This window comes from Belnapia rosea, from assembly GCF_900101615.1.
Lineage (GTDB): Bacteria > Pseudomonadota > Alphaproteobacteria > Acetobacterales > Acetobacteraceae > Belnapia > Belnapia rosea.
The window spans coordinates 69705-82778 of sequence record NZ_FMZX01000007.1; the positions used below are offsets into that span (position 1 = coordinate 69705).

Here is a 13074-nt window from a genome sequence, read left to right on the forward strand (position 1 = left end):
ATGCTCGACGACGGCGCGGCCGAAGCCGCCGCGGCGCTGCTGTGGCAGCACTGGCGGGAGGGGCGCCGCCTGGCTGCCCTTCCCGCCTCGATGCGTCCTTCCAGCCGGGCTGAGGGCTATGCCATCCAGTCCCGGTTGGAAGGACGCGACGGGCAGCCGCTCTTCGGCTGGAAGATCGCCGCCACCAGCAAGGCCGGGCAGGCGCATATCGGGGTGGATGGCCCGCTGGCCGGCCGCATCCTCGCCAGCCAGGTCTTCCCCGACGGGGCCGAGGTGCCGCTCGGCGCCAATGCCATGCTGGTCGCCGAGCCGGAATTCGTCTTCCGCCTCGCGCGTGGCCTGCCGCCCCGCTCCACGCCCTATAAGCAGGCCGAGGTCATGGATGCGGTCGGCGCGCTGCATCTCGGCATCGAGGTGCCGGACAGCCGCTTCGAGGATTTCGCCACGGCCGGCGGCCCGCAGCTGATCGCCGACAATGCCTGTGCCCATCAGTTCGTCCTTGGCCCCGAGGCCCCTGCCGACTGGCGCGGCCTCGACCTCGCGGCCCACCCCGTCACCGCCCGGGTCGGGGAGCGCTATGGCCGCGAGGGCATCGGCGCCAATGTGCTGGGAGATCCGCGCATCGCCCTCACCTGGCTGGCGAATGAGCTCTCCGCCCATGGCCCCGGCCTCGCTGCCGGGCAGTACGTGACCACCGGCACCTGCATGGTGCCGCTCGAGATCACGGCGGGCGATGCGGTCCGGGCGGATTTCGGGCGGCTTGGCAGCCTCGCCGTTCGGTTTATAGCCTGAGATCAAGAGCCAGCAGGACGCCGCGCATGGATGCCGACAGCTTCGACTATGTCATCGTGGGATCGGGCGCCGCCGGCTCCGTCCTCGCCAACCGGCTGAGCGCCGATCCGGGCATCACTGTCTGCGTGCTGGAGGCAGGCCCGCCGGACCGCAACCCCTTCATCCATATCCCGGCCGGCTTCATCAAGACGCTGGTCGACCCCGGCGTGACCTGGCAGTTCAAGACCGAGCCGCTGCCGATGACCGGCGGGCGGCGCATCAGCACGACGCAGGGGCGGACGCTCGGCGGCTCCTCCTCGGTGAACGGCATGGTCTACAACCGCGGACAGCCCGCCGATCTCGACAACTGGGCGCAGCGTGGCAACCGGGGCTGGGGCTATGCCGACTGCCTGCCCTACTACCGGCGCAGCGAGAACCGCATCGGTGAGGGCGACCACTCGCGCGGCCGCAACGAGGACGGCATCCCGGTCACCGACATGGACTGGATCAACCCGGTCTCGGAGGCCTTCATCGAGGGCTGCGTGGGCCTCGGCATCCCCCGCGCCCTCGACTACAACAGCGGCGACCAGGCCGGCGTCGGCTATTTCCAGCGCGCCATCCGCAACGGGCGGCGCGTCTCGGCGGCGCGGGCCTTCCTCAAGCCGGCGATGCGGCGGCCCAATCTCGAGGTGCGGACCAATGCGCGGGCCAGCGCCATCCTCTTCGAGGGCAAGCGTGCCGTCGGCATCCGCTACCTTGCCGCCCGCGGCGCCCCGCCACGCGAGGTGCGGGCGCGGCGCGAGGTCATCCTCTCCGCCGGCACGGTGAACACGGCGCGGCTGCTGCAGGTCTCGGGCGTCGGGCCGGTGGATTTGCTGGAGCGGCTCGGCGTGCCGGTCGTGCATGCGCTGCGCGGCGTCGGCGCCAATTTCCGCGACCACTACGCCTCGCGCTTCGTCATGCGGGCGAAGCCGGGCGTCGAGACGCTGAACCAGCTCGGCCGCGGCATGAAGCTCGGGGTGCAGATCGCCCGCTGGGGGCTGCGCCGGCCCAGCATCCTCGCCACCGCGCCCTCGCACGTCCATGTCTTCTGGAAGAGCTTCGAGGGGCTCGACATGCCCGATCTGCAATGCGTCTTTACCCCCGGCTCCTATGTCGAGGGCAAGGTCTATGTGCTGGACGACTATCCGGGCGTCACGGCCGGCGCTTGGCAGCACCGGCCGGAGAGCACCGGCTGGGTCACCGCCCGCAGCACCGATGTCTTCGAGGACCCGGTGATCAACCCGAACTACCTCTCCGACCCGATGGATGTGCGCGTCCATCTCGGCGGCATGCGGCTGGTGCGGCGGATGCTGAACACGCCGGAGCTGGCGCGGTACCTGGAGGCCGAGACCCTGCCCGGCTCCCAGGCGCAGACCGACGATGAGCTGCTCGACTTCGCCAAGCGCAACGGCAGCACCACATACCACCTGATCGGCACCGCTCGCATGGGGCCCGAGACCGACCCGAGCGCCGTCGTCAGCGACCGGCTGCTGGTGCATGGCATGCAGGGGCTGCGCATCGTCGATGCCTCGATCATGCCGAGCATGCCCTCCGCCAATACCTATGCGACGACGCTGATGATCGCCGAGAAGGCAGCGGACTTCATCCTCGGACGCCAGGCGGCCGAGGCCGCCTGACGGAGCCGGTCAGCGCTGCGAGGTCGTCACCGCGACGAAATTCGCGGCGCTGTCCTCCGCCACGCGGAACCACTGGCTCTGCTCCAGCCGGAACCGGTCCCAATGCTCGTGGATGCGCTTGAAGCGGGCATTCTGCGCCCCGAGCTCGGCATAGAGTTCCTGCGCCGCCTTGTAGAGTGCCGCCATCACCTCCCGCGGATAGGGGCGGAGCAGGGTGCCGCCGGCCACCAGCCGCCGCAGCGCCGCCGGGTTGACCACGTCGTACTTTGCCGTCGTCGCATGCCAGGCCTCGGCGCATGCCGTCTCCAGCATGGACTGATAGGCCTTCGGCAGCCCCTCCCAGACGCGCTGATTGACGATGAAGTCAGTGCTCGGCCCGATCTCCTGGAAGCCTGGATAGTAATAGAATTTGGCCACCTGGCCGAAGCCGAGCTTCTCGTCGTCATAGGGGCCGATATATTCGGCCGCGTCGATGACGCCCCGCTCCAGCGCCGGGTAGATGTCGGAAGGCGCGATCTGCTGCGGGATGACGCCGAGCTTCGCCATCACGCTGCCGCCCAAGCCGGCGATGCGGAATTTGAGCCCCTTCAGGTCGTCGACCGTCCTGATCTCCTTCTTCAGCCAGCCGCCCATCTGCGCCCCGGTGCAGGCGGCCGGGATGGCGACCACGCCCTGGTCGCGGAACACCTCCCGCAGCTGGTCGCGCCCGCCGGCATAGTTCAGCCAGGCGAACATCGCCCGGCTCGGCATGCCCCAGGGCAGCGTGGTGCTGATGGCGAGGCTCGGGTCCTTGCCGAAGTAGAAGAGGCTGGCGGTGAGGCCGCACTCGACCGAGCCCTGCCCCACCGCATCCATGATCTGCAGGGCGGGCACGATCTCGCCCGGGCCGGAGACGGTGATCTCGAAGGCGCCGTCCGACATCTCCCGCACCCGGCGCGCCACGATCTCGGCCGCCCCGTAGAGCGTGTCGAGAGTCTTTGGAAAGCTGTTCGGGCAGCGCCAGCGGATGCGCGGCTGGGCGCCGGCGAGGTTGGGGCTGGCGAGCGTGGCGGCGCCGGCAAATCCGGCGATCCCGCCCGCGAGGGCGCGGCGGCGTTGCATATGAACTTTTCTCCCTGGTCCCGCCCCTCATGACGGGGGCATGGGCCGAGGATAAGGCGGCAACACCTTCCGTTGCTACGCCGGAAGCGCCCCTTTGAGTCGGCATCGCATCCTGTCAAGCTTCGCCCCATGAGCAGCAACGCCCCGCGCCATATCCGCCTTACCTCGCATCCCGAGCCACAGGCCCATCGCTGGCCGCTGCGCTGGGCGGCACCGACGCCGGCCGAGCGCGGCCCGGTCATCGGCTCCGTCACCCGCCCCTCCGACCGCAATGTCATCGGCACCCATGGGGGCTCCTACTCGCTCTACCGGGCGCTCGCCGTCTCGGCCGGCGCGCTCTCGCCTCTGCAGCGGCCCGACCTCGCCAATACCCACCCGGTCACGGAGATCGGCCCCTACCCCCAATGGACGGAGCCGGGGCGGATCGTCTCGCTCGACCCCTGGGGCCATGTCGTCGGCCAGGTCTTCGGCGATGCCATCGGCGAGGGGATCGATATCCGGCCGACCATCGCCATCACCCGTGCCCGGCTGAACATGGCCGAGCTGAACGCCCTGATGGGCGCCGGCGCCCTCGCACCGGATGGCGAGGTGCTGCATGGCAATGGGGATGTCTCGGTCACCAAGGCGGCGATCGACCCGGTCTGGTGGCTGCCCGGCATCGCCGAGCGCTTCGGCGTCCCGGAACACGCGCTGCGGCGCACCCTATTCGAGCAGACCGGGGGCATGTACCCGGAGCTCGTCACCCGCCCCGACCTCTCGGTCTTCCTGCCGCCCGTCGGCGGCATCACCGCCTATATCTTCGGCGACCCGCGGGCGCTGGCCGACCGCCATACCCGCCTCGCCTGCCGGGTGCATGACGAGTGCAACGGCTCCGACGTCTTCGGGTCCGACATCTGCACCTGCCGCCCCTATCTCATCCAGGGCATCGAGGAGGGCATCCGGGCGGCGCAGGAGGGCGGCGTCGGCCTCGTCGTCTACAACCGCAAGGAGGGACGGGCACTCGGCGAGGTGACGAAATTCCTCGTCTACAACGCCCGCAAGCGCCAGGAGGGCGGCGACCAGGCCGCCACCTATTTCGAGCGCACCGAATGCGTCGCCGGCGTGCAGGATGCCCGCTTCCAGCAGCTGATGCCTGATGTGCTGCACTGGCTGGGCGTGACGCGCATCCACCGCCTCATCTCCATGTCCAACATGAAGTACGACGCCATGGTGGAGCAGGGGATCGAGGTGCTGGAGCGCGTGCCCATCCCGCCCGACCGCATCCCGCCCGATGCGGCCGTCGAGATGGAGGCGAAGAAGGCGGCCGGCTACTTCGCCCCCGAGGCCCCGAGCCCCGCCGACCTCGCCCGCACCGTCGGCCGGCCGCTGGAGAGCATGTGACCGACCTCCTGTCGCCGGAGGCGGTGCGCGAGCGCTGCGGGGATCTCTATACCCTCGCGCAGCAGGGCAGGCTCGATGGCTGGACCCTCGACCTGGGCCGCCTGCCCGCCACGGCCGATTTCGTGGCGAGGGTGGTTCGGGAGAACTATCCGGACCTCGTGGTCCCTTTCCACGCCCGCTGGCGCCATTTCACAGTGGGCGGCCTGGACCGCTGGGCTGCCCTTCGCGGCCGCGATCCGCGGATGGCCTTCGACCTCGCCATCACCTCCGTCCTGCTCGATGCCGGCGCCGGCATGGCATGGCGCTACCACGAAGCGGAAACCGGTCAGGTCTTCGCCCGCTCCGAGGGCCTCGCCGTCGCCAGCCTGCGGATGTTCGCCGCCGGTGCCTTCGCCGCGGATGGGCGCAGCGCCCGCGCCGATGCCGCCCGCCTCGCCAAGCTCACCGCCGCGGACCTCGCCACCGGCTTCCAGGCGGGGCCCGAGAACCCGCTGATCGGCCTCGAAGGCCGTGCCGCCCTGCTCCGGCGCCTGGGCGAGGCCGTGGCCGCCTCGCCCGCCATCTTCGCCGGCCGTCCCGGTGGCCTGTTCGACCACCTCGCCGCCCAGGCCGAAGGCGGCACCCTCCCCGCCCGCGCCATCCTCATCGCCATCCTGCACCATCTCGGCACCATCTGGCCCGGCCGCGCCGGCTTCGGCGATGCTTGGCCGCATCCCGCCATCACCGCGCCGGACGGGCTGGTGCCCTTCCATAAGCTCTCCCAGTGGCTAGCCTATTCGTTGATCGAGCCGTTGGAAGAGGCCGGCCTCCGCGTCACCGGGATCGATGCGCTGACCGGCCTGCCGGAATATCGCAATGGAGGCCTCTTCCTCGATATGGGCGTCCTCCGCCTCGCCGACCCCACGGATGGCGCCCGGGCGCATGAGCCAGGCTCCCCGCTGATCGTCGGCTGGCGGGCGTTGACCGTCACCCTGCTGGACGCCATCGCCCCGCTCGTCCGCACCCGCCTCGGCGTTGCCGCCGAGGCATTCCCGCTGGCCCGCGTGCTGGAAGGCGGCACCTGGTGGGCCGGCCGCCGCCTCGCCGCCGAGCGCCGCGCCGATGGCGGCCCGCCACTCCGCATCGCCAGCGATGGCACCGTCTTCTAAAGCCAGCCCGATGGCTGTAGCGCCAAGCGCAGAAGGGCCTGAAGCGGCCCGCCAAGCATGAAAGGTCAGGCCCGATGCGCCAGGTCCATGTCGTCCGCCACCCGCTGGTGCAGCACAAGCTCTCCCTCATGCGCAGCGCGGAGCGCTCCACCCAGGGCTTCCGCCGCCTGCTGAACGAGATCGGCATGCTGCTGGCCTATGAGGTGACGCGCGACCTTCCTCTCGAGGAGGTCGAGATCGACACTCCGCTGGCGCGGATGAAGACGCCCCTCCTCTCGGGCAAGAAGCTGGTCTTCGCCCCCATCCTCCGCGCTGGCATGGGCTTCGTCGACGGGATGCTCGACCTCGTCCCCTCCGCCCGCATCGCCCATATCGGCCTCTACCGCGATCCGAAGACGCTCCAGGCCGTCGAGTACTACTTCAAGGCTCCGCCCGACGTGGCCGAGCGCCTTGTCGTGGTGCTGGACCCGATGCTGGCGACCGCCAACAGCGCCGTCGCCGCGGTGGACCGGCTGAAGGAGCGTGGCTGCCGGGAGCTTCGACTCGTCTGCCTGCTCGCAGCGCCCGAGGGAATCGAGCGCTTCCATGGCGCCCATCCCGAAGTGCCGGTCTGGACTGCGGCGATCGACAGCCATCTCGACAGCCACGGCTACATCGTCCCCGGCCTCGGCGATGCCGGGGACCGCATGTTTGGAACACGTTAGCGGGAAGTGTACGGTGATGGACCAGTCATCTGGACCACCCTGGGGCAATCTGCCATTGAGGTTACGTCCATAGATACACAACTCTTGTGCGGCAGGCTGCATACCCAGGAATCATGTCCCGCAAACCCAAGAATCGTCCACACCGCCGCGGTCGCCAATGCGCCGCCCTGCCCTTCCGGCAGGCGGATGGCGAGACGCAGGTCATGCTCGTCACCAGCCGGGAGACGCGGCGCTGGGTGCTGCCCAAGGGCTGGACGGAGAAGTGCGGCGGGTCGAAGCAGGCCGAGCGCGAGGCCTATGAGGAAGCCGGCATCCGCGGCCGCATCACCGCGGAGCCGATCGGCGCCTATGCCTATCCGAAGCGGCTGCCGGACGGCGCCACCGTGACCTGCGAAGTGGATGTCTTCCCCCTCGCCGTCGATGAGCTGCTGGATGACTGGCCGGAGAAGTCCCAGCGGGAACGCCGCTGGTTCACCCTTCCCCAGGCTGCCATGGCGGTGCAGGAAGGCGGCCTGGTCACCCTGATGCTGAGCCTCGCCCAGCCCGAGGCCTGATCAGCCCGCAGTTTCCTCCGCCGCGTCCAGCGCATGCAGCGCATAGGTGAAGGCCGCGCCCGCATTCAGCGCGATCGCCACGCCGAGCGCCTCGGCGATCTCCGCCTTGCTGGCGCCGGCCGTCTTCGCCTTCCGCACATGCGCATCGATGCAGCCATCGCAGCGGGTGGTGATGGCGACCGCCAACGCGATCAACTCCCGCGTCTTGGCATCGAGATGCTGGGTGGTGGCGGCGCCGCGGCTCAGCGCGCCGAAGCCCTTCACCAGCTCGGGATGCAGCGCGGTGAGTTCCTTGCCCTGTGCCCGCGCGGCGGCGTTGTAGGCATCCCAGTCCTTGATGGCGCTCACTGGCTTCTCCCCAAATGGAAACGGGCGCAGAGGATGTCCCCCGCGCCCGTCCAATCTCCCAGAGAGAGAGGTGGAGCGCTACTCCACCGCCTCCGGCTCCTTCTCCGCCTCGCCATCGCCGGGGCCTTCCTCAGGCTTCGGCAGGGCGGGCGGCGCGGCCTCCTGGTAGTCGAAGGCCAGCAGGCCATCGCGCAGGTTCACCTTCACCGAACCGCCCTTGGCGAGCTTGCCGAAGAGCAGCTCCTCGGCGAGCGGCTTCTTGATGTGCTCCTGGATCACGCGGGCCAGCGGCCTTGCGCCATAGAGCGGGTCATAACCCTTCTCGGCCAGCCACTCCTTGGCCGCCGAGGACAGCTCGATGGTCACGTTCCGGTCGGCGAGCTGGGCCTCCAGCTGCATCACGAACTTCTCGACCACCTGGCCGACGATCTCGGGCGTGAGGCCGGAGAAGGGCACCACCGCATCCAGCCGGTTGCGGAATTCGGGGGTGAACATCCGCTGGATGGCCTCCGTATCCTCGCCCACCCGGACGCTGCTGCCGAAGCCGATGGCGGGCTTCGCCATGTCGGCCGCGCCGGCATTGGTGGTCATGATCAGGATCACGTTGCGGAAGTCGACCGTCTTGCCGTTGTGGTCGGTCAGCTTCCCGTGGTCCATCACCTGCAACAGGATGTTGTAGAGATCCTGATGCGCCTTCTCGATCTCATCGAGCAGCAGGACCGCATGCGGGTGCTGGTCGATGGCATCCGTCAGCAGGCCGCCCTGGTCGAAGCCGACATAGCCCGGCGGCGCACCGATCAGCCGGCTGACCGAATGCCGCTCCATGTACTCGGACATGTCGAAGCGGATCAGCTCGATGCCGAGCGTCTTCGCCAGCTGCTTCGCCACCTCGGTCTTGCCGACGCCCGTTGGGCCGGAGAAGAGGTAGTTGCCGATCGGCTTCTCCGCATCGCGCAGCCCCGCACGGGACAGCTTGATGGCCGAGGAGAGCGCCTCGATCGCCGTCTGCTGGCCGAAGACCATCGACTTCAGGTCGCGCTCCAGCGTCTTGAGCGTCTCCTTGTCGTCGTTGCTGACGGTCTTCGGTGGGATGCGGGCGATCTTCGCCACGATCTCCTCCACATCCTTGAGCGTAACGGTCTTCTTCCGCTTGCCCTCGGGCTGCAGCATGCGGGAGGCGCCGACCTCGTCGATCACGTCGATCGCCTTGTCCGGCAGCTTCCGGTCATGGATGTACTTGGCAGAGAGCTCGACGGCAGCGCGGATCGCCTCGGGCGTGTAACGAACCTTGTGGTGCTTCTCGTAATTCGTCTTGAGCCCCTGGAGGATCTTGACCGCATCCTCGATGTTCGGCTCGTTGACGTCGATCTTCTGGAAGCGCCGGACGAGGGCCCGGTCCTTCTCGAAGTAGTTGCGGTACTCCTTGTAGGTGGTCGAGCCCACGCAGCGCAGCGTGCCCTGGGCCAGCGCCGGCTTCAGCAGGTTCGAGGCATCCATCGCACCGCCCGAGGTGGCGCCGGCGCCGATCACCGTATGGATCTCGTCGATGAAGAGGATGGAGCCGGGCTGCTGCTCGAGCTCGTTGACGACCGCCTTCAGCCGCTCCTCGAAATCACCGCGGTAGCGGGTGCCGGCGAGCAGGCTGCCCATGTCGAGCGCATAGATGGTGGACTTCGCCAGCACCTCGGGCACGTCGCCCTCGATGATGCGCTTGGCCAGCCCCTCGGCGATGGCGGTCTTGCCGACGCCCGGGTCACCCACATAGAGCGGGTTGTTCTTGGTACGGCGGCAGAGGATCTGGATCGTCCGCTCGATCTCGTGGTCGCGGCCGATCAGCGGGTCGATCTTGCCCTGCTGCGCCTTCTTGTTGAGGTTGACGCAGTAGTTGGAGAGCGCGTCCTGGCTGCGGCCACCACGCGGCTTCTCCTCCTTCTCCGGCTCCTCGGGCGCCTGGCTGGTCGTCGGCGTCCCCTGCACGGGGCGGTTGGCGGCCCGGCCCGGCGCCTTGGCGATGCCGTGGGAGATGAAATTGACCGCGTCCAGCCGCGTCATGTCCTGCAGCTGCAGGAAATAGACGGCATGGCTCTCCCGTTCGGAGAACAGGGCGACCAGGACATTGGCGCCCGTCACCTCGTCCCGGCCGGAGGACTGGACATGGATGGCAGCGCGCTGCACGACGCGCTGGAAGCCGGCGGTCGGCTTCGGGTCGCCGGCACGCTCGGTCACGAGGCCCGCGAGGTCCTTGTCGAGGAACTCGGTCAGGTCGCGCTTGAGCTTGTCATTGTCGACGCCGCAGGCGCGCAGCACGGTGGCCGCGTCGGCATCGTCGGTGAGGGCGAGAAGGAGGTGCTCCAGTGTCGCGTATTCGTGCCGGCGCTCATTGGCCAGTCCGAGGGCGCGGTGGAGCGTCTGCTCAAGATTGCGGGACAACATGCTTAGCGACGCTCCCCGATGGAACCCAACAGGACTGGAACATCCAGGCCCACGGGTGGGTTTCCGCTGAAAATGCCAACAGTGGATGAACCGATGGCGATGATGCCGATGATCTGGGGTGCTCGGCCAGAGCGAACGAGCCCCCCATTCGGCGGGGTGGCAGTCTTGTGACGGCACTTCGCAGCACCGCTTCGAGAGGAGGCACCAGGTGGAGTGCCCGGCACCGTCATTCCTTTTCGATCGTGCACTGGAGGGGGTGCTGGTTCTGCCGGGCCAGGTCCATCACCTGGGTGACCTTGGTCTCCGCCACCTCATAGGTATAGACCCCGCACACGCCGACCCCGCGCCGATGGACATGCAGCATGATCCGTGTGGCCTCCTCCCGGTTCTTCTGGAAGAAGCGTTCGAGGACATGCACGACGAATTCCATCGGCGTGTAGTCGTCGTTCAGCATCAGGACCTTGTACATGGCCGGCTTCTTGGTGCGCGGCCGGGTCTTCACGACGACGCCGGTGTTCGGCGTGGTCTCCCCGGGTGGTGTGCCGGGTGGGGTGGCCCCTTCGATCAACAGCTTGTCCTGAGCGCTCATGGGGTTCCTGGTGGTCAGGCCTCGCCTGCCTTCGGGCATCCGGGCTGACCGGGCAACCGGCCCGGCCTGCTGGACAGGATATCGCCCCCGATGGCGCGAGGTGAAGGGCCAAGCGGGGTCATGGCGCAGGATATGGGCTGCGGGCCGTGCCGGAAAAGGCCCCAAAACGGCGAGGGCCCGGCCCGGCACCCCCGCAAGCGGGGTATGCCGGGGCCGGGCCCCGCAAGCCTGCGGCCCCGAAGGGCCGGGCCGGTCGATCAGGCCGCGATCGGCTTCGACATCGTCTCGACCGCCAGCGTCATGCGGGCGGAGAGCGGCGCGAAGGTGGCCTCGGCCAGCTTCAGCGAGGCCTCCTGCAGCTTCGTGCTCTCGGCCAGGGCCTTCTCCATCGCGGTGCGCGCGTAGGAGGTCTGGATCTCGGTGGCCTCCTTCAGGCTCTTCACCGCCGCAAGCGCCTTGGCGCTGGCGATCGCGTGCTCGCTCAGGCCCTGCATCATGGCCAGGGTCTGCTTGGAGAGGTCCTGCACGCCGGTCATGTAGACCTGCGCGGCCTTCGCCATCGCCTCGGCATTGCCGCGGCTGAACTCGGCGGCCTGCTCGGCTGCCTTCATCATGCCCTCGGTAGCCTTCGTTGCCTGTTCCATCGTCTTCTCCATCGTCGCATGCGCCGGGGCGGCGCCATCCTGGACCAGCTTCTGGGTCTTGTTGGCGCCGCTCGCGGCGGCTTCGTTCACCAGCTTCTTGACATCGGCCAGCTTGGCCTCGGAAACCACTGCCATCGCCTTGCTCCTCAATGGGTCGCGGCGCGGCCAGGCTTGCGTCGAGCCTCGGTGCCTCGCCATTTGCTGCATTGCAGCATGGCTCTAGTAGAATCTTGGCTTAATGAATTGCAAGCTTAATTTTGCAGTGCAGCATAACCCAGGGTAACCGGCTCGCGATCAGGATGCCGATGAATCCGTCCCGGCCCACGAGATTCACAACCATAGGTTAAAGGAAGCTGGTAACCCTTTGCTTTCTGCTGGTTCTCTTTCCATTCCCGTGGACAACCGAGCCGGCTCGATCGTAGCTTATAGTCGATTCGCAGGTCGGCCGGGGGGCATGGGCCGCGTATCGGGGGAATGGTATGTTGGGGACCTGCGCATCGCGCTTCGGAGCCGTAATGGCTCTAGCCGTCACCTTTGGCCTCAACGCAGCCGCGCCCGCCCGCGCCCAGATCGGGAGCGAGCGATACGCCGCCATCGTCACCGATGCCCGGTCCGGCAATGTGCTGATCGCGGCCAGCCCGGATGAGCAGCGCTACCCCGCCTCGCTCACCAAAATGATGACGGTCTACATGGCCTTCGAGGCGCTGCGCGAGGGCCGCATCAGCCTCGACAGCCCGATCCGGGTCTCGGGGCATTCGGCCTCCATGTCGCCGTCGCGCCTCGGCCTGACCTCGGGCATGACGCTGACGGTCGAGGAGGCGATCCTCGCCCTCGTCACCAAGTCGGCCAATGACGCGGCCTCGGCGCTCGGCGAGTATCTCGGCGGCGGCAGCGAGGACCGCTTCGCCCAGATGATGACGATGAAGGCCCGGGCGCTGGGGATGACCCGCACCACCTTCCGCAACGCCTCCGGCCTGCCCGACCTCGATCAGGTGACGACGGCGCGCGACATGGCGCTGCTCGGTCGCCGGCTGATGCAGGACTACCCGGAGCGCTTCAGCTTCTTCTCGACGCCGCACTTCGTCTTCCGCGGCCGGACCCATTGGAACCACAACCGCCTCCTCCAGGAATATGACGGGGCGGATGGCATCAAGACCGGCTATGTCAACGACAGCGGCTTCAACCTCGTCGCCAGCGCACAGCGTGACGGGGTGCGGCTGGTGGCTGCGGTGTTCGGCGGCGCCTCAGGCCGCGAGCGGGACCGCCACATGATGGCGCTGCTCGACCAGGGCTTCGGCCAGATGGGCGTCGCGGTCGCGGCCCGGCGCAGCATGCCCTCCTTCATGGCCGCCGCCCAGGCGGCACCGATGCGCCAGACCCGGCTGCCCGGCCGGCATATGCTGGTGAGCACCCAGGCGGCGCCGCTGCGCGCCGCGCGGGCCGGCCGCCAGGCGGTCGCCGCGACTGCGCCCAAGCCGCGCGAGGCAGCCCGCGCCGCCCGTGCCGCCCGTGCCGCCGCCCCGACGGCGGTCACGACCGCTCGCCCTGGCCTGCTCCGCACCGTCGGCACCCGCGCCACGCTGCGGCCGGCGCCACGCCTCGAGCAGGGCGATGCCGCCGGGGGCCGCCCGGTAACGCGGCCGGCGGCGGCTCCGGCCAAGCCGAAGGCCCAGGCCGCCCGCCACCGGGCGCGCTGAGAAGCGGCCGGGCACGGCCCGGCCTC

At 68.9% G+C, this 13074-nt stretch carries 12 protein-coding genes; 7 read left to right on the top strand and 5 right to left on the bottom strand.

Features of this window, described 5'->3' with window-relative positions; all coding sequences use genetic code 11:
- Window positions 1-792 (top strand): 2-keto-4-pentenoate hydratase, encoded by a 792-nt coding sequence (locus tag BLR02_RS14225; RefSeq protein ID WP_090663670.1) that lies wholly within the window; start codon window positions 1-3, stop codon window positions 790-792.
- Between the two features lie 26 nt (window positions 793-818).
- Complete coding sequence (locus tag BLR02_RS14230) at window positions 819-2450, top strand: GMC family oxidoreductase (RefSeq protein WP_090663671.1); 1632 nt, start codon at window positions 819-821, stop codon at window positions 2448-2450.
- 9 nt (window positions 2451-2459) lie between these two features.
- On the opposite strand, the gene BLR02_RS14235 is transcribed toward BLR02_RS14230, so the two are convergent.
- Complete coding sequence (locus BLR02_RS14235) at window positions 2460-3551, bottom strand: TRAP transporter substrate-binding protein (protein ID WP_090663672.1); 1092 nt, start codon at window positions 3549-3551, stop codon at window positions 2460-2462.
- Window positions 3552-3680: 129 nt separating this feature from the next.
- Here BLR02_RS14235 and BLR02_RS14240 point away from each other — a divergent pair, with 129 nt between their 5' ends.
- From BLR02_RS14240 to BLR02_RS14255, 4 genes are all read left to right on the top strand, one after another.
- Window positions 3681-4931 (top strand): GTP cyclohydrolase II, encoded by a 1251-nt coding sequence (locus BLR02_RS14240; protein WP_090663673.1) that lies wholly within the window; start codon window positions 3681-3683, stop codon window positions 4929-4931.
- Window positions 4928-6079, top strand: coding sequence for a DUF1688 family protein (locus BLR02_RS14245; RefSeq protein WP_090663674.1), 1152 nt, complete (start codon window positions 4928-4930; stop codon window positions 6077-6079). Before BLR02_RS14240 ends, BLR02_RS14245 begins: the two co-directional genes overlap by 4 nt.
- 74 nt (window positions 6080-6153) lie before the next feature.
- Complete coding sequence (gene upp / locus BLR02_RS14250; protein WP_090560297.1) at window positions 6154-6783, top strand: uracil phosphoribosyltransferase; 630 nt, start codon at window positions 6154-6156, stop codon at window positions 6781-6783.
- A 113-nt stretch (window positions 6784-6896) separates the two neighbouring features.
- Window positions 6897-7337 carry an NUDIX hydrolase gene (locus BLR02_RS14255; protein ID WP_090560296.1) on the top strand — a complete coding sequence of 147 codons (441 nt, stop codon included), beginning with the start codon at window positions 6897-6899 and terminating at the stop codon, window positions 7335-7337.
- On the opposite strand, the gene BLR02_RS14260 is transcribed toward BLR02_RS14255, so the two are convergent.
- From BLR02_RS14260 to BLR02_RS14275, 4 genes are all read right to left on the bottom strand, one after another.
- Window positions 7338-7676 carry a carboxymuconolactone decarboxylase family protein gene (locus BLR02_RS14260; RefSeq protein ID WP_090561023.1) on the bottom strand — a complete coding sequence of 113 codons (339 nt, stop codon included), beginning with the start codon at window positions 7674-7676 and terminating at the stop codon, window positions 7338-7340.
- 87 nt (window positions 7677-7763) lie between these two features.
- Window positions 7764-10118 (bottom strand): ATP-dependent Clp protease ATP-binding subunit ClpA, encoded by a 2355-nt coding sequence (gene clpA, locus BLR02_RS14265; protein WP_090663675.1) that lies wholly within the window; start codon window positions 10116-10118, stop codon window positions 7764-7766.
- A 226-nt stretch (window positions 10119-10344) separates the two neighbouring features.
- Complete coding sequence (clpS, locus tag BLR02_RS14270) at window positions 10345-10707, bottom strand: ATP-dependent Clp protease adapter ClpS (protein ID WP_245704784.1); 363 nt, start codon at window positions 10705-10707, stop codon at window positions 10345-10347.
- A gap of 257 nt (window positions 10708-10964) precedes the next feature.
- Window positions 10965-11486, bottom strand: a complete 522-nt coding sequence (locus BLR02_RS14275) for a phasin family protein (protein WP_245704785.1) — start codon at window positions 11484-11486, stop codon at window positions 10965-10967.
- A gap of 380 nt (window positions 11487-11866) precedes the next feature.
- Between BLR02_RS14275 and BLR02_RS14280 the strand changes: the two genes are divergently transcribed.
- On the top strand, window positions 11867-13048 hold the full coding sequence (locus tag BLR02_RS14280) for a D-alanyl-D-alanine carboxypeptidase family protein (RefSeq protein WP_245704786.1): 1182 nt from the start codon (window positions 11867-11869) through the stop codon (window positions 13046-13048).
- The last annotated feature ends 26 nt before the right edge of the window (window positions 13049-13074 follow it).

What these genes read in the sequence shown, in the direction of transcription:
- BLR02_RS14225 (WP_090663670.1), top strand. Translation starts at nt 1, where the DNA reads ATGCTCGACGACGGCGCGGCCGAAGCCGCCGCGGCGCTGCTGTGGCAG.
- BLR02_RS14230 (WP_090663671.1), top strand. Translation starts at nt 819, where the DNA reads ATGGATGCCGACAGCTTCGACTATGTCATCGTGGGATCGGGCGCCGCC.
- BLR02_RS14235 (WP_090663672.1), bottom strand. Translation starts at nt 3,551, where the DNA reads ATGCAACGCCGCCGCGCCCTCGCGGGCGGGATCGCCGGATTTGCCGGC.
- BLR02_RS14240 (WP_090663673.1), top strand. Translation starts at nt 3,681, where the DNA reads ATGAGCAGCAACGCCCCGCGCCATATCCGCCTTACCTCGCATCCCGAG.
- upp (WP_090560297.1), top strand. Translation starts at nt 6,154, where the DNA reads ATGCGCCAGGTCCATGTCGTCCGCCACCCGCTGGTGCAGCACAAGCTC.
- BLR02_RS14255 (WP_090560296.1), top strand. Translation starts at nt 6,897, where the DNA reads ATGTCCCGCAAACCCAAGAATCGTCCACACCGCCGCGGTCGCCAATGC.
- clpA (WP_090663675.1), bottom strand. Translation starts at nt 10,118, where the DNA reads ATGTTGTCCCGCAATCTTGAGCAGACGCTCCACCGCGCCCTCGGACTG.
- clpS (WP_245704784.1), bottom strand. Translation starts at nt 10,707, where the DNA reads ATGAGCGCTCAGGACAAGCTGTTGATCGAAGGGGCCACCCCACCCGGC.
- BLR02_RS14275 (WP_245704785.1), bottom strand. Translation starts at nt 11,486, where the DNA reads ATGGCAGTGGTTTCCGAGGCCAAGCTGGCCGATGTCAAGAAGCTGGTG.
- BLR02_RS14280 (WP_245704786.1), top strand. Translation starts at nt 11,867, where the DNA reads ATGGCTCTAGCCGTCACCTTTGGCCTCAACGCAGCCGCGCCCGCCCGC.